Origin of the sequence: Geobacillus thermodenitrificans subsp. thermodenitrificans DSM 465, assembly GCF_000496575.1 — a bacterium.
Taxonomy (GTDB): Bacteria; Bacillota; Bacilli; order Bacillales; family Anoxybacillaceae; genus Geobacillus; species Geobacillus thermodenitrificans.
Window position 1 is genome coordinate 238,031 of the sequence record NZ_AYKT01000007.1, and the last position, 19,638, is coordinate 257,668.

Genomic DNA, 19,638 nt, shown 5'->3' on the forward strand with positions numbered 1-19,638 from the left:
CATGAATAAGCACACGGCAAAAGTGGGTTGGCTGCTCGCCAGCCCATACCTTATCTATTCCGCTATTTTCTTTTTAATCCCTTTATTTTGGGCGTTATATCTCGCCTTTACGAACTGGAACTTGATTTCTCCAGAATATGAGACAGTAGGGGTTCAAAATTTTATCGATGCGTTGTTCAGTCCGAGTGTGCGGGCTGCGTTTTGGGTGACGTACAAGTTTATGCTGATGTTTGTGCCGATCGTTATCGCTGGCTCGCTGATTTTGGCGTTGATCATTCATCATCTGCCACGGTGGAAAGGGCTCTTTGCCGTTGGGTATTTTTTGCCGTACTTAGCGTCAGGAGTAGCATCGGCGATTGTCGTCAAAGGGGTTATTTCTTATAACAGTCCGTTCAATCAATTTTTGCGAGATGTGTTTGGTCTCGATATTGACTGGCTCGGGTCTCCGACCTTGGCGGCGCTAGTGATCGTGCTGATGATGGCGTGGAAGTTTGTCGGTTACTATGCGCTCTTGTTTTTATCGGGTCTTGAAAGTATTCCGAAAGAAGTCTATGAGGCGGCTGAAATCGACGGTGCGGTCGGCTGGAAGCGGGTTTGGCACGTGACTATTCCAATGCTGTACCCTTCGTTTTATACGGTGACGATTTTAGCAGTCGGCTTGATGTTTGGCATTTTCACGGAGCCATATGTGTTGACGGGCGGCGGGCCGGAGTATGCGACCCATACGTGGCAGCTAGAGATTTACAACCAGGCGTTTGAAAAATTAAACGCAGGTTACGGAACGGCGGTCGCGATCATCAATTCGATCGTCACCTTTGCGTCGATTTTCATCTTTCGCAAGCTGTTGGAAAAATGGGGTGGCAGACATGGTTGGGAGTAAACGATGGAAGGTTGGCTTGCTTTATGTGCTGGCGTTTGCGGTTTTGTTCGTCATGGTTTTCCCGTATTTGTATATGGTGTTAGGCTCGCTTGCTCCATGGGATGAAGTCGATCGAAAGTTGATTCCGTCGTCATTGACATTACGCTCGTATGAATGGCTGTTTCAAGGCGGTGAAGATGTCGTGCCGCGGCCGTGGCTTCGGGCGTTTTTCAACAGTTTGCTTGTCACATCGGCATCAACGCTTCTTATGCTGGTGACGGCGGTGATGGTCGGATATGCGTTGTCGAAAGTGACCTTTAAGGGGAGACAATGGGTCAATAACGCGATTTTGTTTCAAATGTTTTATCCGTCGATCATTTTGTTGATTCCGCTGTTTTTGATCGTCCGGTATTTCGGCTGGTACAACACGTATTGGGCGATGATCTTGCCGAAGGCCGTCAACTTGTGGGCGATCTTTATGTATACGAACTTTTTCCGCAGCATTCCTGATGAATTGATCGAAGCGGCCAAGATGGATGGGGCAGGACATCTCACCATCATTCGCCGCATTATCTGGCCGATGTCGCGCTCGATCACAACGATTATTTTCTTGTTCCTTTTCATGGAACGATGGGTGGAACTTCTTTGGGATATGCTGGTCGTCAATAACGAAAAGATGTTGACATTAAATGTATTGTTGGCGCAAATGTTTGGGCCGTATGGGGGGTATCCGGGGCCAATGTATGCCGCCTCAGTGTTACTCACGCTGCCGATTTTGATTTTGTTCATTTTGTTTAGCAAGAATTTTAAAGAAGGTATGCAGTTCATATTAAAATAATGAAACATCACGATGGAAAAGAGAGCAGGGAGAGACGTTATGCAGACGAGGATGCCGACAATGAAAACATGCAAAACATTGCTTGAGGAGCTCGCGCGTGCTCCACGACCGTTTCGAGCGGAGAAGCTGGCATTTGCCGGTGTTGGAGGTCGCGATGTGTACAACATTTCCGCGCCGTTCGAAGATGACGGTGAGTGGGTGATTGCCGGACGGGTGGAAGAGAGGGATAGCGAGCAGTCGGAAGTTTACTTTTTTGTCGAACGTGAGGGAACATGGGTGCCGCGCGAAGGGGCCCCGGTGTTCGCGTTGCAGGATCCGTTTATTTCGCGTGTGCACGGGCATCTCGTGTTTGGTGGGGTGGAGACGTTTCCGCACCCTGTGCTTCATGGGAAGTTATATTGGCGGACGGTGTTTTATCGTGGAAAAACGATGAATGAATTGATGCACTTTTTTACTGGACCTGATGGAATGAAGGATATTCGGCTTGTTGAATTGCGGGATGGATCTGTCGGTGTGTTCACTCGCCCACAAGGTGAAAAAGGTGGTCGCGGAAAAATTGGGTTCACCCGCGTCGGCTCGCTCGATGAACTGACGGTCAAAGCGATTCAAGACGCTCCTTTGATTCACGGTCAGTTTACCGATGAAGAATGGGGAGGCGTGAATGAAGCGCATTTGCTTGCCAATGGACTTGTCGGTGTCCTTGGTCATATCGCTTGTTTCGATCAGGAACGGAACCGTCATTATTATCCGATGGTATTTGCGTTCAATCCAGATACTGGGGAAGCGTCGGAAATGGAGTTGATCGCCACAAGGTCTCATTTCCTCGATGGGCCGGCGAAACGCCCCGATTTGGCAGACGTTGTATTCAGCGGCGGACTCGTGCGCAAAGGGGATGGCACAGCTGATTTTTACGCTGGAACAAGCGATGCCGAAGCACAAAAGCTAACGATTGTTGATCCATTTATGAAATACGAGAGGCAGGGATGATGATGCACCTTTACCGTTATGAAGAAAATCCGCTCATTACGCCGAATGATGTGCTGCCGTATCATGATGGGTTTGAAGTGATCGGTGCGTTTAACGCCGGGGTGGCGAGGTTTCAAGGGGATGTGTTGTTGTTGCTTCGGGTGGCAGAACGTCCCGTGTCGGATGACCCGAACGTGGTGAAGGCGCCGGTGTGGAATTCAAAGACAGGGAAGGTCGATATTTATGAGTTTCACAAGGACGACCCGCGCTATGATTTTTCCGATCCAAGGGTCATTAAAGAGGCAGGGACGGAACGATTTTTGTATTTGACGTCACTATCGTATTTGCGTCTTGCCCGCAGTCAAGACGGGCGGCGCTTTACGATTGACGATCGGCCGTTGATCTATCCTTCGAATGAGTTAGAGACATTTGGAGTGGAAGACCCGCGCATTACGTACATTGACGGGACGTATTACATTTATTTCAGCGCTGTGTCGCCCAAAGGGGTCGGCGAGGTGATGGTGTCGACGACCGATTTTCGGACGGTTGAGCATCACGGGATGATTTTTGCACCGGAGAATAAAGACGTGCTCATTTTTCCGGAGAAGATTAACGGCAAGTATTATGCGCTTCACCGCCCGGTGCCAAGAAGCAACGGCCGTCCTGAGGTGTGGATCGCTGAGTCGGACAATTTGCGTTACTGGGGAAATCACCGCTTTTTGTTCGGCTTGCGGGAAGGGAAATGGGACAGCGCCCGCATCGGCGGCGGTGCGGTGCCAATCAAGACGGAGCACGGCTGGCTTGAGTTGTACCACGGTGCGTCAGAAGACCACCGCTATTGCATGGGGGCGGTGTTGTTGGATTTAGATGACCCATCGAAAGTCATTGCCCGCTCGGAGCAGCCGCTTGTCGAGCCGGAAGCGGATTACGAAGTGAACGGCTTTTTCGGGCGTGTCGTATTCTCGTGCGGAGCGCTCGTTGACGGTGACATCGTGAAAATGTATTACGGCGCCGCGGATACGTCAATGGCTTGTGTTGAGCTGCGGCTTAGCGAGATTTTGGCTTCGCTTGGTAAGGGATGAAAAAGAAAACCCACACATTGGAGCATGGACAGAAACGCCTAAACAGATTAGGCGTTTCTTTTTTTGTGGGGCTGATCGTGACAATGGTGTATTGCTCTCTCTTTCTGTTTAAAAAGAATCGAAACAAATTTCTTTTCGGCTAAGAAGATTTGATATAATGGAAAACAACATTGATTGATCGTACGTATAAATACTGAGCAGGATCAGTGTGAGGAAGCCGTTCCTGCGCTGGTCGAGGCAATGGTGGGTGAATGGCCACGTGGCAATCAAACGTTCATTATGGTTGAAGCTGTCAACGATTCAATTGATCATTCTGTTTTATTTGGTGGCGGTCGCGGTGTCGACGTTGTTGCTATGGTTGCCGGTTATGCACCGGCCGGGGGTGGAGCTTCGCTGGATTGACGCGCTGTTTACCGCGGCAAGCGCCATTAGTGTGACCGGGTTGACGGTCGTATCGGTTCCGGAGACGTTTAATACGCTCGGTGTTGTCGTTTTAGTTGTGATGATGCAAGTTGGCGGCATCGGGTTGATGGTGCTGAGTACGTTCATTTGGCTGTTGTTTGGCAAAAAAATCGGATTTCGTGAGCGGCAGCTGATCATGGCAGACCAGAACCGGCTCGCGTTGTCAGGGCTCGTGAAGCTCGCGCGGGAAATCTTTTTCTTGATTCTCGCGATTGAAGCGGTCGGTGCGCTTGTTTTGGGCGTGTATTTTTTGCGGTATTTTCCGACGTGGCCAGAAGCGTTTTTGCAGGCCGTGTTTGCGTCGGTCAGCGCGACGACGAATGCGGGGTTTGACATTACCGGCAAGTCGCTTATTCCGTTCGCCGGCGATTATTTCGTGCAAATCGTCCATATGCTCCTCATCATTCTAGGATCGATCGGATTTCCGGTGCTCATTGAGGTGAAAGAGTTTTTGTTTGCGCGCAACCGAGGAAGCTATCGGTTTTCGCTATTTACGAAATTGACGACCGTAACGTTTTTTGCCCTTGTCATTTTTGGCACGGTGGCGATTTATGCGCTTGAATGGAATCATTTTTTTGCTGGAGAGTCGTGGCATCGTTCGCTCTTTTATGCGCTGTTTCAGTCCGTGTCATCGCGCAGCGGTGGGCTGACGACGATGGATATGAACGAGTTTTCCCACCCGACGTTATTGCTTTTGAGCGCGATGATGTTCATCGGTGCTTCTCCGAGTAGCGTCGGTGGCGGGATTCGGACGACGACGTTGGCGGTCATTTTGTTAACGGTTTGGCATTATGCGAAAGGGCGCTCAGCAGTCAAAGTGTTCGGGCGCGAAATTCACGAGGAAGATATTTTAAAATCGTTTGTCGTTTTTATTGCGGCGCTGTTTCTTTGTTTTGCGGCGGTTCTTACGCTTTCCGTCTCGGAGTCGTCACTCCCTGTGGTCACGCTTTTGTTTGAAATATGTTCGGCATTTGGGACGACCGGGCTGTCGCTCGGTGTTACCCCCGAGCTTAGCCCGTTTGGCAAGCTTGTGTTGGTGATGTTGATGTTTATCGGTCGGGTCGGCATCATTTCATTTTTATGGCTGATCCGCGGCCGAGCGGTGAAAGATAGCTACCATTACCCGAAAGAACGGGTCATTATCGGCTAGAATAGGGGGAAGGAATCATGAAAAAAGTGCGCAAAGCGATCATTCCTGCGGCAGGGCTTGGGACGCGATTTTTGCCGGCGACAAAGGCGATGCCGAAGGAGATGCTTCCGATTGTCGATAAGCCGACGATTCAATATATTGTGGAAGAGGCGATGGCATCAGGCATTGAAGACATTATTATCGTCACCGGGAAAGGGAAGCGGGCGATTGAAGACCATTTCGACCATGCGTTTGAGCTCGAGCAGCTGCTCAAGCAAAAAGGGAAGCTCGATTTGTTGGAAAAAGTGAAAGAGCCATCCAAAGTAGACATCCACTACATTCGCCAAAAAGAGCCGAAAGGATTAGGGCATGCGGTGTGGTGCGCCCGCAGTTTCATCGGGGATGAACCGTTTGCGGTGTTGTTGGGTGACGACATCGTTCAAGCGGAAACGCCGTGCTTAAAGCAGCTCATTGATCAATACGAGCAAACATTCAGCTCGGTGATCGGCGTCAAGCGTGTGCCGGAGGAAGAGACGCACCGTTACGGGATCATCGATCCGCTCGAGCAGCGGGGCCGCCGCTACCAAGTGCGTCGTTTTGTCGAAAAACCGGCTCCAGGCACGGCGCCGTCCAATTTGGCGATCGTTGGCCGTTATGTATTGACGCCGGAGATTTTCTTGTTTTTAGAGAAGCAAGAAGTCGGTGCGGGTGGGGAGATTCAGCTGACCGATGCGATCGGGCGGCTCAATGAAATTCAGCGTGTCTTCGCCTATGAGTTCGAAGGGAAACGGTACGATGTCGGGGAGAAGCTCGGCTTTATCGAAACGACGATCGAGTTTGCCTTGCAAAACAAGGAGCTGCGCGACGATTTGCTTTCGTTTTTAGAGCGGATGGTGACAGAGGCGAAAGGATCGGCTGAGTGAACGATTCGCCGCACGCCTCTGCTAGCAACGATCAAGAGTCGGGCGGTTAGAGGGAGTTTCAAACCGCGAAATCTCTTGGTCTTGAGCTTTATCCTAAGCCGAGAGGCCCGCTACTTCCTAGCGTGAGCGCAGGGAGAAGTGTTCAATATCAGAGGAATGATGCCATCAACAACAAAGCGTAAAAAATGTTTTTCTAATAGATAACCATTGATGTGTAGCGTTCTCTAAAGTCACTAGTATGCAGAAACCGCGGTGTTCACTGGCTTTTTCTGTGTCGATGAACGTTGGCACAGCAAGTGGCGCACGCGAAACAGCAGGGGGACGGATGAACAATGGCGAACGAATCAAAGCAGAATGGCCGTTTCCAAGTAAAAAGAATTTATGAACAATACGACGATTCCGATGGCACCCGCATTCTTGTTGACCGCCTTTGGCCGCGCGGGGTGGCGAAAAGCGCGGCGCGCCTCGACGGTTGGCTGAAGGAGATCGCCCCGAGTCCCGAGTTGCGGCAATGGTTCGGCCATCGGCCGGAGCGGTTTGCCGAGTTTGCCAGAAAGTACGAGTGGGAGTTGTCCACCGATGAAACGAAGCGGGCGCTTGTGGGCGAGCTGCTTTCGCTTTCCGGGACGGTGACGTTGCTTTACGCGGCCAAAGATGAGCGACATAATCATGCCGTTGTTCTTTGCGAGTTTTTGCGCCGAATGGGCTGAGAACGAGCGAACGACGAGGAGGGATAAGCGATGATTCGCGCGATCGTCGGTGATTTGACGAAGGTGGAAGGGGTCGAGTACATTTGCAATGCCGCTAACGGCATTGGACCGATGGGCGGCGGAGTGGCGGCGGCGATCCGTCGGGCAGGCGGCCGCGCCATTGAAGAGGAAGCAATCCGCATCTGCCAAGCGCAAGATCCACAACCAGGGGATTTGTATGTGACTGGAGCAGGGACGTTGCCGTTTCGTGGTGTCATTCATCTCGTGACGATGAAGCAGCCCGCAGGGCAGACATCGTATGCGATCGTCCGCCAATGCCTTGAGCGGCTGATCACATATTGTCGGGAGCACGGGATTAAGCACGTGGCGCTTCCAGCTTTAGGAACAGGAGTTGGTGGGCTGGATAAAGGGAAAGTGGCAAAGCTGTTTCGTGAGGTGCTTGAGCCTGTGATGGATGTGGAGTTTGTCGTGGTCGATATCGATGAGTCGTTTATCCAGCAGGTTTAGTTAAACAAATAAGGAAGAAAAAGGGCCTTGACAACGCTCGGCCCTTCTTTTTTTTGGCAAAGAATAACACGTTTCGTGATTCACCATATCATATTATAATATAAAACACAAAAAAGTTTCTTTCACTTCCTGATCCGGCTAACGGGAGGTGGCATCGTCGTTGGTGTCCGAGTGATGAAGCCGGTGTGAAAAGGAAGTTTGGCGTTTCCTGTTCGAACCGCGACCAGGAAAAACGGCCAAAAATGCCGTCTATGGCGTTTTTGGCATCGTCCGGAGGGATGAATCATGTTATTTCAATTCCCAACTTTAAAGACATGTGAAATGCTAGTTGACGAGTTTCGTCTGGCTCCGCAGCCGTTTGAACCGAAAAAATTGCGCTTTGCGGGTGTCGGGGACCGGGACGTTTATAATATTTCCGCGCCGTTTGAAGATGACGGTGAGTTTGTCATTGCTGGGCGCGTTGAGTCGCGCGACAGTGAGCAATCGGAAGTGTACTTTTTCGTTGAGCGCGAGGGCGTCTGGGTTCCGCGCGAAGGAGCGCCAGTGTTTGCTTTGCAAGATCCGTTTGTAGCGCGCATTCACGGGCAACTTGTGTTTGGTGGGGTGGAAACGTTTCCACATCCGGCGTTTGATGGCGCGCTCAGCTGGCGGACAGTCTTTTACCGTGGCGCAAACATCCGTGGGTTGAAAAAATTTGCGGAAGGGCCGGATGGGATGAAAGATATCCGCCTTGTCGAACTGAAAGACGGCTCGATCGGCGTCTTTACTCGCCCGCAAGGAGAAAAGGGCGGCCGAGGGAAAATTGGTTTTACTCGCATTTTTTCGCTCGATGACTTGACGCCGGATGTGATTGAAGCAGCTCCGCTTCTTGACGCCCAATTCACTGATGAGGAATGGGGCGGCGTGAATGAGGCGCATTTGTTGGCGAACGGGCTTGTCGGTGCGCTCGGCCATATCGCCTGCTTTGACGAGCATGGCAACCGTCATTACTACCCGATGGTGTTCGTCTTAAATCCAGAGACGATGGAGCGCTCTGAACTGGAATTGCTTGCGCTTCGCTCTCACTTTTTAGACGGGCCGGCGAAACGGCCGGATTTAGCGAACGTTGTCTTTAGTGGCGGACTCATCCGCAAAGGGGACGGGACGGCTGAGCTGTACGCTGGTGTGAGCGATGCCGAGGCGCAAAAAATTTCGCTGATCGACCCGTTTGTGAAGTATGAATCGCAAGAACTTGATCGAATGTATGTTTCTGTCTAAACGGAAGATGAAGAAAAAGGATCGGCATTGATGGACAGACCCTCATGGGGGGTGTTCCCGGCCGATCCTTTTTCTATATTGTCCGGCGGATTTCTTCTTCGATTTGTTGAATCACATCACCGACGTTCGCATGAATTACGCTGCCGGGAAAGCGGAGCACTTTCCAGCCTTTGCGCCGTAAATAGGCGTCTTTTTTCTGATCGTGCCGCTTTTGTTCCGGCGTCGAATGGTACGCCCTGCCGTCGCACTCGATGGCGATTTTGTATTGCGGCAACGCTAAATCAATCCGGTAGCGTGCCGGTGGAACGACGTACTGCGCCTTCACGTTATAACCGCTCCACGTTAGCGCCTCATACAATTTTCGCTCGATGGGACTTTCGCATTTAGCATATTCCCAATCAAACGACAGCGACTGAGATGGATGGCGTTTCTCCCAGATTTCGTGCCGGACAAACAAGACAACAGCCGCTGCAATCAATCCGAAGAAAACGAGATATTCGACCATGACCATCACCTAATCATAGGATAGACACGTTTGGGCGAAGGTAACCGTAGCGAGAAGTTCATGACATAGGCATTTTTTTATGGGCATCTATTTGTAATTCGTCCAATGATCGGAATATAGTAGAATGGGAATGACCTAAACGGGCGTGATCCATTCGGCAACCATTACGACGGCTCAACGAGGTGAAATACATCCGATGAACGAACGCCAGAAAGAAATTTTACGGATCTTATTATCGGATTCGGACCAATATGTTTCTACCCAGCACCTGGCTGAGGTGATTGGCTGCTCGGAAAAAACCGTTCGGAATGACTTAAAGGTGATTGAGTCTGATCTGTTGCAGCATACGGATGCGTATTTAGAAAAAAAACCTGGGACTGGGGTCGCCTTGCACATTCATGAGGGGGAGCGGGAAAAATTATACCAACAGCTGTATAGGACAACTCACTCGATCGATAGCCAGGAAGAGCGTTTAATGGAAATGGCTTATGAGCTGTTGCTCGGAACGAGTCATGTCACTTTGCAATCGTTGGCCAATCGATACTACATGCCTAAGAGCGTGCTAAAAAAAGAGCTGCATCAACTGGAGCAATGGCTCGAAAAGTACGGGTTGCGGCTCGTGTTAAGGAAGAAATTGGGGCTGATCATCGATGGAAGTGAACGGAATAAACGGGCTGCTGCCGCCAATCTTTGCGAACTTGCCGGTTCCTTCACCAATCGCTCTTTTGTGAAAAAGCAATTTCCTGCCCATGAAGTATCGGTGATTGAAAACGTGCTCAGCGAGATCGAAGTGCCGCACCATATGACGTGGACAGATGAAACGAGGGAAAGCCTGTTAGTTCATACGTTGATTGCCTTGAAACGAATCAAAATGAACGAGCCGATTGGTCCCGTATCGAACAAGGACGGGATTCAAAAAACAGATGAGTATGCATGGATGGTGGCGTTTGTAAAACGATTGGAGCCTTATTTTGCTCTTCGTTTTCCAGAAGAGGAAATTACCTTTTTAACGATCCACTTGTTAAGTGCTAAATTGCGGTACTCGCCGTCCAAAGAAGCAGGAATATTGTTCGAGAATGATCAGTCTATCCATTTCGTTGTCCAGTCTTTGATTGATTGCATGTCCCGTTTAACAGGAATTGAGTTTGGATGTGATAACGAACTGAAAGAGGGACTATTTCTCCATTCAGCGGCGGCTTTCCACCGTTTGATTCACGGGTTGCCGATTTCGAACCCGATGGTCAGTGAGATTAAAAAAGCGTACCCTTATATGTTTGATCGAGTGATCGCCGCGGTGACTGAGCTGAACCCCCAGTTTCCGTACAAGATTCCTGAAGAAGAGGCTGCTTATCTTGTTTTACACTTCCAAGCTTCTTATGAACGATTGAAAAAAGTCAATGCACAACATCAACATGTCCTAATCGTTTGCCAACTTGGGATTGGCATGTCGCAGCTGATTCAAACGAAATTGGAGCGCCATTTTCGCGATTTGCATATTGTTGGGAGTGTTCGGAAAGAGGAAGTAGATCGTTATGTGCAGCAGCAGCGTATTGATCTTATTATATCTACGGCGCCTTTAACAACCAGTGGTGTGCCGGTCATCGTCGTTTCTCCTCTCTTGCCGAAAAGTGACCTTAAGAAGATTGAACGTTTTTTGAAATACCGCTACGATCAAGACCCCAAGATGGATCAACTAGCGCTTTTTTCGTTTTTACAGTCAGGGGTTATCGTGCTTCAGTTAGAAAAGGAGCACCGATATGAGGTGATTGAGGAATTGGCAAGCGCCCTGCATCAATTCGGTTACGTAGAGGAGCGGTATATTCATAGCGCGATTATTCGAGAAAAAACAGCAGCTACTACCATCGGTTCGGGTATGGCCATTCCGCATGGCGACCCACGGTTTATTCGGCAATCAGCCATCGCTGTTGCCACGCTAAAACAACCGATCGATTGGGGAGGAGAGAGCGTCCAGCTCGTCTTTCTGCTCGCTGTAAAAGAAAAACGTGAGTGGACGAAACAGTTGTTTCGGGAATTATCATGGTTGAGTGAGCATCCGGACATGGTGCAAAAATTAGTGAAAGAGACAACCCGTGAGCAATGGCTCAAGGTGCTTCATTCGTGTTTGAAAGCCATGGACTGAGCGAACAGAGGGTACCTAGTGAAGTCGTTATTTTGACAAAAAACAACGTTTTACCGCATATTTCGGTAAAAATTTGACCTTTTTACAAGCGAATTTCCTTGTATAGTAAAGATGAAAACGGTTACCAAACCGGAGAAGGGGGAATTCGCATGAAGTTGTTAGCCATCACTTCGTGCCCAAATGGCATTGCTCATACGTATATGGCCGCGGAAAACTTGCAAAAGGCGGCGCAGAAACTTGGGGTCGAAATGAAAGTAGAGACACAAGGCTCCATCGGTGTGGAAAATGAGCTGACGGAGCAAGAGATTCGTGAGGCGGACGGCATTATTATCGCCGCTGATAAGACGGTGGACAAGTCCCGTTTTGTCGGAAAAAGATTGATCGAAGTCGGTGTTCAAGAAGGAATCCGCCATCCGGAAAAATTAATCCAGCAGTTTATAGACGGAACTGTACCGGTATACAAGTCCAATCTGAAATCAGTCGAAGAGTATAAGAAAGAAATGAAGTCGAAGCAAAACCCTATTTATCGTCATTTAATGAATGGAGTCTCGTACATGATTCCGTTTGTCGTGGTCGGCGGATTGCTGATTGCTTTGTCGTTAGCCATTGGCGGTGATCCGACAGGCGAAGGCTTGCAAGTGAAAAGTGAATTTTGGAATGCGGTATTAAGTGTCGGTAGTGTTGGATTTACGTTCATGGTTCCGATTTTAGCGGGATTCATCGCGATGAGTATCGCGGACCGTCCGGGATTGGCGCCTGGAATGATTGGCGGTTATATCGCCGCTAACGGCAGTTTTTATCATAGTGAGGCAGGGGCCGGATTTTTAGGTGGAATTGTTGCTGGATTTATTGCTGGATATGTAGCGAAATGGTTGAAATCGTGGAATGTACCGAAAATGATTCAACCGATTATGCCCATTTTAGTGATCCCGATTTTGTCAACATTTGTGGTCGCAGCGCTGTTTATCTATGTGATTGGCCAACCGATCTCAAGCATGATGAGTGGGCTTACTCACCTGTTAAATAATATGCAAGGGACAAGCAGCATCGCTTTGGCGCTGATTTTAGGCGCGATGATCGCCTTTGATATGGGTGGCCCGGTGAATAAGGTCGCTTTCCTTTTTGGCGCGACGATGATTGGGGAAGGCAACGTCTATATTATGGGAGCCATTGCAGCCGCCATTTGTATTCCGCCTCTGGGCATGGGAGTGGCGACGCTATTAAACAAGAAAAAATATGAGAAAGAAGAGCAAGAAGCAGGGAAAGCGGCCTTGGCGATGGGGCTTGTCGGTATCACCGAAGGAGCGATTCCGTTTGCGGCGAAAGATCCGCTGCGGGTAATCCCGTCCATTATGGTTGGTTCGATGGTTGGAGCGGCCATTGCTATGGTAAGTAAGGTCGGTGATCATGTGCCGCATGGAGGTCCTGTTGTGGCTGTATTAGGAGCGGTGGACAACTGGATCATGTTTTTCATGGCTATTGTTATCGGTGTGATGGTCACTGCCTTGATGGTGAACATGTTGAAAAAAGATGTTCAGTAGCGATAGACAAGTAGCGCAGAAGGAAAGGGGATTGGTTACGATGACGTTATCCGATTTAACAAGTCTTGAGCTGATTGACATTGAGCTACAAGGAAGCACAAAAGAGCAAGTGATTGATGAGCTAATCGGAAAGTTAGATCGAGCAGGGGTAATTGAATCCGCTCGGAAATTCAAAAAAGCGATCATCAAACGGGAAAAAGAAAGTTCGACGGCGATCGGTTTTTCCATTGCGATTCCGCATGGCAAATCAAAAGCGGTGATCAAGCCAGCTGTTGCTTTCGGGTTGCAGAAAAATGGCGTGGACTGGGACAGTTTGGACGGCACACCGGCTAAACTCATCTTTATGATCGCTGTTCCGGAAGAAAGCGCGGGCAATGAGCATCTTAAAATTTTGCAAATGCTGGCGCGCAAGCTGATGGACGAAACGTTCCGGGAGCAGCTGTTGGCTGTGCAAACGAAAGAAGAGGCCTACAACCTGCTGCAAACGATCGGTTAAGCGTAAAAGCCCCCCATTGCCCCTTTTGTCAACACCTTGGTATCACTAAACAAAAAGGGGAAATGGAGCGGGCTTTTTTGTCTTTGCGGCTTATTTCCGGTGTTGTCGTACGAGCACGATTAAGGGGAGTGAACATAGCGATGACGGTCTTGAATCGACCGAAGGGACTGTTTCTATGACGCTGCAAAACCATCGAATCGTACGATCTTTACATAAAATTCAATTCGTTTGCGTTGCCAACGAGTCGTGGATCATCCATCCGATGAAACAAGACGTGATCGTCTATGCGCTTAATGAGGAACGATGACAACCACAGCTCGATGTCTAGACGAAAATTCACATCGTTCGTTCCGCTGCTCGAAGGCAAAAAACAGCGTGGGAATACGTGATATGATCCCCTGATAGTAGACAGAAAAAAGAAAGCACATGAATCTGTCTACTATAGAGGGGGATTTTTCTATGAGGAAAACACGAAAAACCTTTGATGTAAAGTTGAAAAGCTGTGGATATATATTTGATGAACAATGAAGGAGAGGGGAAAGCTCGAAAATCCACCGATCCCGCTTGTCGTTCCTCTTGTCACATCCATTTCCCATAACTGATTCGAGCCGGTAATCATGCGATTTCGATCGAGTTTCTTCGGATATACAATCCGTTTCTCTCGCTGCGGACGTAGTAAGCCCATCGCTTGCTTCTTTCAATACTTGTAGCTGAATTTCCTTCGAATGTTTTCTTCGTTTCATGTACATCAAAAGCCCCCCTTCATTTGGTCACTTCGATGATAAAAACACCTCATCGAGTGTCCAAATTCATTAGGGGGTTAATGAGGACTCAGGCTGCTTACATGTGCTTTTTTATTCGTATCTACTTGACAGGAGGGGCACTTCAAAGTGGCCCACGTTTTGTTTTCCCGTCTCACGTTTGTCATACTGCGTTATCGATTTTTACCGTCTCATCTGTCGTGTTTCCCGCTCTTTCAACTTTTCTTCCATCCGCTTCAGCAACTTTTCCCACGGGTTTTCCGGCTTCTTTTTCTTCCGTTTCCGCTTTTCTTCTGGCATGATCAAGCGCCTCCTTTCGCAGCGGCGGATAAGGTGAGCAAGTCGCGCAGCTCATCGTCAGACAGCTCGGTGATCCACGTTTCGCCTTCAGTGATCACATCAGCGAGCGCTTGCTTTTGTTCGAGCATCTCGTCAATTTTTTCTTCAATCGTCCCGGTCGTGATCAGCTTATGGACGTGGACGAATTTCGTTTGCCCGATACGGTAGGCGCGGTCGGTCGCCTGGTTTTCGACGGCGGGGTTCCACCAACGGTCGAAATGGATGACATGGTTGGCGGCGGTTAAGTTGAGCCCGGTGCCGCCTGCTTTGAGCGACAAAAGGAAAATTGGCGCTTTTCGCGCTTGGAACTCATCCACCATCCGGTCGCGCGTTGGTTTTGGGACACTGCCGTTTAAAAACAGCACCGGTTCGTCAAACAAGTCGGAAAGCAGTTCCTGAATCATCTCGCCCATGCGCACGTATTGGGTGAAAATGAGACAAGACTCATCATTGGCGCGGATTTGTTCGACGAGTTCCACGAGTTTTTCGAGCTTATGCGACCGCTCGACCAGCTGGCGGGGCGATCGTTCTCTTAAATAAAGCGCCGGATGGTTGCAAATTTGCTTGATGCCGTTTAGCATCTGCAAAATCAACCCGCGCCGTGCAAACGGGCTCGCCGCTTTCGCCCGCTCGAGCGTGTCGTTGACGAGCTGCTCGTACAAAGCCGCCTGTTCAGCTGTGAGCGGGCAGTATTCTTTTTGTTCAAGCTTATCCGGCAAGTTGAGGGCGACCGCTTCGTCTGTTTTCGTCCGCCGCAAGAGAAACGGACGGATGAGCGCCTGCAGCGCCGCTTTTTTATGGGCATCTCCTTCTTTTTCAATCGGCCCGGCAAAGCGGCGTTCAAACTCTGTTGCGCTGCCGAGATAGCCCGGGTTTAAGAAGTGGAAAATGCTCCAAAGTTCGTTTAGGCGGTTTTCGACCGGCGTGCCCGATAAGGCAATTTTATGCTTGGCGCGCAGGCGACGGATGGCGCGCGCTTGTTTCGTCTGCGCGTTTTTAATGTTTTGCGCTTCATCAAGGCAAACGGTATGCCAATGAAGCTGTTTTAAATCGTCCCCGTCCAAATGGGCTAAGCTATAGGACGTAATGACAAGATCTGCCCTGCCCGCCGTCTGCAAAAACGCCTCATGTTTCGCACGGTTGGGCCCGTGGTGCGTGTAGACGCGCAGCTCAGGGGTGAAGCGGGCGCATTCTTTTTGCCAGTTGCCGATGACGCTTGTCGGACAAATGAGAAGCGCCGGGGTGTCCGGGCGCTCCGTTTCTTTGACGTAAGCCAAATAAGCGAGCAGCTGGACTGTTTTGCCGAGTCCCATGTCATCAGCGAGGCAGGCGCCAAAGCCAAAGCGGCGCAAAAAGGCGAGCCAGTCGACACCGCGTTGCTGGTACGGGCGGAGCGTGCCGTGAAACGACGGCGGCACGACAGCGGTGGGGAGCTCGTCAATGTTATGCAGCTGGCGGATGAACGCCCGGAATTGGTTTTGGACGTCAATATGAATCGGAATGTGTTCATCTGTTGCTTCGTCGCGTGCGTTGGCTTCAGCCAATAACGTTTGGGCGACGATTTCGTGGATCGGCACCCCTTCTTGTTTCGCTTTTTCCATCAACGTTTGCGCACGGCGGACGAGCGCAGGGTCAAGGGCGATCCATTGGCCGCGCAGGCGGATGAGGCGCCGCTTTTGTTCGGCGATCGCCGCGAACTCTTCTTCCGTCAGTTCGATGCCGTTGGTCGCCACGCGCCAGTCAAAGTCGGAGAGGCGTTCAAGGCCAAAGAGCGATTCGGCATGGACGGAAGGAGACAGTTTCGCTTTGATGGACAGCTGCGCCTGGCGGATGTTATGCCACCAGTCGGGCAAGAGAAGCCGCACACCCGCTTCGGTCAGCTTTAAGCTTTCTTCGGACAAAAAGAGCCACGCCTCGTCATCGGACAGCTCGTTGCGCAGCTCACCGTTGCCACCAAGCCATGGGATGATCGTTTCGATGCGGCGGATGGCGCGGGCGATGGACTGTTCATACGGGCGCCAAGCGCGCGGGATTTCGTCCACTGGGACGACAACGCTGTCGTCTAAGGCGATCAAGACGGTTTCCAGCGTCCATGAATCACCGTCTTCCGGCGGTTCAACGAGACGCAAGCCGACGGTAAACAGCGGCCGTTCGCCAAGCCAACCGATTTGTTCGAGCCAATCGTCTTCTCCACTTATCCATTGGTCGTTGCGGGCTAGGATGGCCGGATAGGCCTTTATGATTTCTTGCCAGATGTCGCGCAGTTCCGGATCGCGCGACAGCCAGTCAGCGATCGCGAGCGACCGCCATGTTGTAATGAACGGGTGCGGGTCAGCGTCGAGCCCGAGCCAGCGGGTGTGCTGTGCCTCGCTCCAAAGCGTCGACCGGCGTTCTTTCCACGCTGCAAAATCGGGGCGGAAGCGACGCTCGCGCAGATCGTCCCAAATTTGCCTTGCCCATGTCTCGAGTTGGGCGGTAAATTCGTCTTTCCATTCGATGGCGACGAAGCTGATCGATGGGCGCGAGGCAAAAAAGGTGAGCGCTTGCCACGGTGATAGTTGGACCACTTCTCGGCCATTGACAATGACGGAATCGATCAGCGTGCCGTAAAACGTTTCTTCATGCCAAGCGAACACAAGTGGTGCCCAGCTTGTCGCGGGAGATGAACTGCTGAGCCAAAAGCATTGTCGTTCCTCACTCCACTCACACGAAAGGGTGATCGTCTGTAACGCTTGTTCCATCATGGAAGCAATTTTCCTTTCCGTAGTTCTTCATGAAACGCACGCATGCGTGCGGTCTTGGTGCATAACTGTTCGAGATAGGCGTTCCACTCGTTCGTCTGTTTCAGCGCCCGATAGCACGTGCGCAGCTTTTTTAAATAGCGAACAGCTGTGCGATAGCTTGGTCGATTTTTTGCTTCGACAAACCGTATGACCGCCCGGTGGTAAAGCGGTAAGACGAGCGCAGGGTCTTGCTTCTCGAGCATTTTTAAAAACTGCGGATCCATTTCATGGGCGGTCATATTCGCCCATAAGTACAAGTCGATCATGTGCTGGTAGCGTCCTTGGCGGTGCAAAAATTGAACATAGCGGTTGGCGCTGTATGGGAAACAGTGGTTTAAGAGCGCTTCGTACTCATCCCATCGGTTGTTCTGTTGGGCGTATGATTCGTACAGCTGGCCGATCTCGTTGACAAACTTTGTTCGTTCCGGTTCCGGAAGGGCGGCTAAGTAGTAAGGAAGCTCTTGTTTCCCTTTCGCCCAAAACGATGCAAACCGGTCAGGCGGACCGGAGGTGATCAGCCGCTTCGTCCACTCGATAAAACATGGTGCGGCACTCTCCGGAAAGACCCGGTATAACGCAAACGCTTCCTCATCCTCTTTCAGCAAAAAGGCTAAATGGGCGGCTGCCAAAAAGGCAAGTGGAATTCGCTTTTCTTTGGCGAGTCGGAGCAAGTGCTCTTTTTCCTGCCAACGTTGTGCCTCTGTTGTGAACAGCAGCTCCCAAGCCGCCGTATAAAGATCGTAGATAAGCGAAGGGAAGAAGTCCGCTATCTGCAATAAGTCCCGCACATAGGGGACGGTTTGTTTAATCAGCGGGTCAGGCGCTGATGCCGACGGATTGGATGAGAACCGCTCCAACGTCTCGAACAGTTCATCGGCGATATATTCGACATCTTGCTGCCAGGAAAATTGCCCGTATGAGCCAAACAAACGTTGGTGCCAACCGCGTTCTTTTCCGTACTCGATGAGATGATGGAACAAAAACAAGGCGGCATGAAACCGGTACAACCCCCGGGCGGCGTGATGTTTCGGGCCGCCTTTGACTAGCGCCGGAAACAGCTGATGGGCGAGTCGATACGGCCAATCGTCGCGGCGGCGATGGCGGGCGGCAAACTCATCAAGCGCCTTCGCAAACTGCTCCCACCATTCGTCGACCGATTCGGCTGGTGCGACCGTTGATGTTTTGGGGGCAGGGGAAACGGTTTGCGGTGGTTTCTTTTCTGCTTGCTTCCATTGGCGAAGCAATTCACCGTTGTCAAGGACGTTTCCGTAGACGTAAAAAAACAAGGCCAGCACGTGCGAACAAGGGCCTTCTGTCTCGCATGGGCAGTCATGGTGGCCGATGACGTCGGCGAGATCGAGCGTGACATCGTGAATGGTTATGTCAGCTACTTTTCCTTTGATTCGTTCGCTGTCGATGACGATGACGTTATAGACAAATCCCCGCCGTGATAAATCGCGCCCTTTTTGAATGAGGGGTTTATAAACGGAAAACGGTAGGTCGTTTTGCAAATCAGCTGCTGCCTTTTGCAAGAGAGGTTTCGAGATGGCTGTTTGCAACATAGCGGTTCATCCCTTCCGTCCATTCTTAATATCCATTTATTATATCATGGGGGACCGAACGGTTGCTATGCTCGTTTCGCCATGGGAAGAAGGAGCATTTTCTTTTTTTCTATCAACTATGATACAATAAAGACAACGGCGGGGCTTTTTGTACAAAGCAGAAATGATATGTCGGCAGCGTCGTAGAAGCCCCTTGTCCATGCGGCGGCGAAAAACCATTGTTGTGAAAAGGAAGAAGCAGTGTCGATCAAGTCCATGATTGAACGGCGAATTTGTTGAATGCATGCACGATGTGCTTTTGTTGACACAAAAATCTATTTTTCTCATTGAGAAATCTTGAGTTTGAAGGCTTTCACAAACCGCTTTTGACAGAAAACGGTTGTTTTTCACCGGCTTTTAAGAATAAGCAAAGCAAAAGCGAGGATGAAGTCTCTTTTCCTCGCTTTTTCGCCTTTCCCGACGTTGTTCCCTGTTTAGGGACATTTCATGGAGAAAAGAGCCGAATCTTGTGAGAGGGAATCGACTTTCGTTTGCCTGATGGATGGTGAACGCATTCGTGACAAAGTTTCCCTCTTTTCTTCTTGTACATATATTCGACCTCTTTGCGTTCGTTTGGAGCTGATGAACGGATGTTTCTCGGCGGTTGTCTGCAGCTATGACGGATAGTCATAGACACTGCCGCAGTTTTCTGATGGGCATGCTCGTTTTCTTTTCGGGCAAGCGGTGTAGCCATCCGTCTTTGCGAGTGTTTCGATTTTTCCACTCACATTCACTTTTG

General features: G+C 50.3%; 14 protein-coding genes and 1 pseudogene. 12 read left to right on the forward strand and 3 right to left on the reverse strand.

The window, feature by feature from the left end; all coding sequences use genetic code 11:
- Nucleotide 1: 1 nt before the first annotated feature.
- The 9 genes from DSM465_RS0109210 (at nucleotide 2) to DSM465_RS0109250 (ending at nucleotide 8,733) form a co-directional block, all read left to right on the forward strand.
- On the forward strand, nucleotides 2-880 hold the full coding sequence (locus tag DSM465_RS0109210; RefSeq protein ID WP_008881352.1) for a carbohydrate ABC transporter permease: 879 nt from the start codon (nucleotides 2-4) through the stop codon (nucleotides 878-880).
- A complete protein-coding gene (locus DSM465_RS0109215) occupies nucleotides 867-1,697 on the forward strand; it encodes a carbohydrate ABC transporter permease (protein ID WP_008881351.1) in 831 nt (276 codons plus the stop codon). The genes DSM465_RS0109210 and DSM465_RS0109215 overlap by 14 nt, the downstream gene beginning before the upstream one ends.
- 39 nt (nucleotides 1,698-1,736) lie before the next feature.
- Nucleotides 1,737-2,684, forward strand: a complete 948-nt coding sequence (locus DSM465_RS0109220) for an MTP-1 family protein (RefSeq protein WP_029761191.1) — start codon at nucleotides 1,737-1,739, stop codon at nucleotides 2,682-2,684.
- Between the two features lie 2 nt (nucleotides 2,685-2,686).
- On the forward strand, nucleotides 2,687-3,745 hold the full coding sequence (locus tag DSM465_RS0109225; RefSeq protein ID WP_029761192.1) for a BtaManbiosPhlase: 1,059 nt from the start codon (nucleotides 2,687-2,689) through the stop codon (nucleotides 3,743-3,745).
- 265 nt (nucleotides 3,746-4,010) lie between these two features.
- On the forward strand, nucleotides 4,011-5,357 hold the full coding sequence (locus tag DSM465_RS0109230) for a TrkH family potassium uptake protein (RefSeq protein ID WP_035498382.1): 1,347 nt from the start codon (nucleotides 4,011-4,013) through the stop codon (nucleotides 5,355-5,357).
- A 17-nt stretch (nucleotides 5,358-5,374) separates the two neighbouring features.
- Nucleotides 5,375-6,259: a UTP--glucose-1-phosphate uridylyltransferase GalU gene (gene galU / locus DSM465_RS0109235; RefSeq protein WP_008881347.1), complete on the forward strand. Its 885-nt coding sequence runs from the start codon at nucleotides 5,375-5,377 to the stop codon at nucleotides 6,257-6,259.
- A 332-nt stretch (nucleotides 6,260-6,591) separates the two neighbouring features.
- The gene (locus tag DSM465_RS0109240) at nucleotides 6,592-6,969 is read left to right on the forward strand and encodes a DUF488 domain-containing protein (protein ID WP_011888315.1); all 378 of its coding nucleotides are present in this window, start codon (nucleotides 6,592-6,594) and stop codon (nucleotides 6,967-6,969) included.
- A gap of 30 nt (nucleotides 6,970-6,999) precedes the next feature.
- Nucleotides 7,000-7,476 (forward strand): macro domain-containing protein, encoded by a 477-nt coding sequence (locus DSM465_RS0109245; RefSeq protein ID WP_029761195.1) that lies wholly within the window; start codon nucleotides 7,000-7,002, stop codon nucleotides 7,474-7,476.
- A 285-nt stretch (nucleotides 7,477-7,761) separates the two neighbouring features.
- Complete coding sequence (locus DSM465_RS0109250; protein ID WP_029761196.1) at nucleotides 7,762-8,733, forward strand: MTP-1 family protein; 972 nt, start codon at nucleotides 7,762-7,764, stop codon at nucleotides 8,731-8,733.
- Nucleotides 8,734-8,806: 73 nt separating this feature from the next.
- Here the strand turns inward: DSM465_RS0109250 and DSM465_RS0109255 are convergent, their stop codons facing one another.
- Complete coding sequence (locus DSM465_RS0109255; protein WP_008881343.1) at nucleotides 8,807-9,238, reverse strand: endonuclease domain-containing protein; 432 nt, start codon at nucleotides 9,236-9,238, stop codon at nucleotides 8,807-8,809.
- 196 nt (nucleotides 9,239-9,434) lie between these two features.
- On the opposite strand from DSM465_RS0109255, the gene DSM465_RS0109260 reads away from it, so the two are divergent.
- The 3 genes and pseudogenes from DSM465_RS0109260 to DSM465_RS20090 all read left to right on the forward strand — a co-directional run bounded on the left by DSM465_RS0109260 (nucleotide 9,435) and on the right by DSM465_RS20090 (nucleotide 13,722).
- On the forward strand, nucleotides 9,435-11,378 hold the full coding sequence (locus DSM465_RS0109260; protein WP_029761197.1) for a BglG family transcription antiterminator: 1,944 nt from the start codon (nucleotides 9,435-9,437) through the stop codon (nucleotides 11,376-11,378).
- 149 nt (nucleotides 11,379-11,527) lie between these two features.
- A pseudogene (locus tag DSM465_RS0109265) lies at nucleotides 11,528-13,415 on the forward strand (fructose-specific PTS transporter subunit EIIC).
- 175 nt (nucleotides 13,416-13,590) lie between these two features.
- Complete coding sequence (locus tag DSM465_RS20090) at nucleotides 13,591-13,722, forward strand: hypothetical protein (RefSeq protein WP_257788508.1); 132 nt, start codon at nucleotides 13,591-13,593, stop codon at nucleotides 13,720-13,722.
- A 756-nt stretch (nucleotides 13,723-14,478) separates the two neighbouring features.
- On the opposite strand, the gene DSM465_RS0109290 is transcribed toward DSM465_RS20090, so the two are convergent.
- Nucleotides 14,479-17,259 carry a DEAD/DEAH box helicase gene (locus DSM465_RS0109290; RefSeq protein ID WP_029761203.1) on the reverse strand — a complete coding sequence of 927 codons (2,781 nt, stop codon included), beginning with the start codon at nucleotides 17,257-17,259 and terminating at the stop codon, nucleotides 14,479-14,481.
- Nucleotides 17,256-18,860 (reverse strand): hypothetical protein, encoded by a 1,605-nt coding sequence (locus DSM465_RS0109295; RefSeq protein WP_029761204.1) that lies wholly within the window; start codon nucleotides 18,858-18,860, stop codon nucleotides 17,256-17,258. Before DSM465_RS0109295 ends, DSM465_RS0109290 begins: the two co-directional genes overlap by 4 nt.
- Nucleotides 18,861-19,638: the final 778 nt, after the last annotated feature.

What these genes read in the sequence shown, in the direction of transcription:
- DSM465_RS0109215 (WP_008881351.1), top strand. Translation starts at nt 867, where the DNA reads ATGGTTGGGAGTAAACGATGGAAGGTTGGCTTGCTTTATGTGCTGGCG.
- DSM465_RS0109290 (WP_029761203.1), bottom strand. Translation starts at nt 17,259, where the DNA reads ATGATGGAACAAGCGTTACAGACGATCACCCTTTCGTGTGAGTGGAGT.
- DSM465_RS0109210 (WP_008881352.1), top strand. Translation starts at nt 2, where the DNA reads ATGAATAAGCACACGGCAAAAGTGGGTTGGCTGCTCGCCAGCCCATAC.
- DSM465_RS0109225 (WP_029761192.1), top strand. Translation starts at nt 2,687, where the DNA reads ATGCACCTTTACCGTTATGAAGAAAATCCGCTCATTACGCCGAATGAT.
- galU (WP_008881347.1), top strand. Translation starts at nt 5,375, where the DNA reads ATGAAAAAAGTGCGCAAAGCGATCATTCCTGCGGCAGGGCTTGGGACG.
- DSM465_RS0109245 (WP_029761195.1), top strand. Translation starts at nt 7,000, where the DNA reads ATGATTCGCGCGATCGTCGGTGATTTGACGAAGGTGGAAGGGGTCGAG.
- DSM465_RS0109255 (WP_008881343.1), bottom strand. Translation starts at nt 9,238, where the DNA reads ATGGTCGAATATCTCGTTTTCTTCGGATTGATTGCAGCGGCTGTTGTC.
- DSM465_RS0109240 (WP_011888315.1), top strand. Translation starts at nt 6,592, where the DNA reads ATGGCGAACGAATCAAAGCAGAATGGCCGTTTCCAAGTAAAAAGAATT.
- DSM465_RS20090 (WP_257788508.1), top strand. Translation starts at nt 13,591, where the DNA reads ATGACGCTGCAAAACCATCGAATCGTACGATCTTTACATAAAATTCAA.
- DSM465_RS0109295 (WP_029761204.1), bottom strand. Translation starts at nt 18,860, where the DNA reads ATGTTGCAAACAGCCATCTCGAAACCTCTCTTGCAAAAGGCAGCAGCT.
- DSM465_RS0109260 (WP_029761197.1), top strand. Translation starts at nt 9,435, where the DNA reads ATGAACGAACGCCAGAAAGAAATTTTACGGATCTTATTATCGGATTCG.
- DSM465_RS0109220 (WP_029761191.1), top strand. Translation starts at nt 1,737, where the DNA reads ATGCAGACGAGGATGCCGACAATGAAAACATGCAAAACATTGCTTGAG.
- DSM465_RS0109250 (WP_029761196.1), top strand. Translation starts at nt 7,762, where the DNA reads ATGTTATTTCAATTCCCAACTTTAAAGACATGTGAAATGCTAGTTGAC.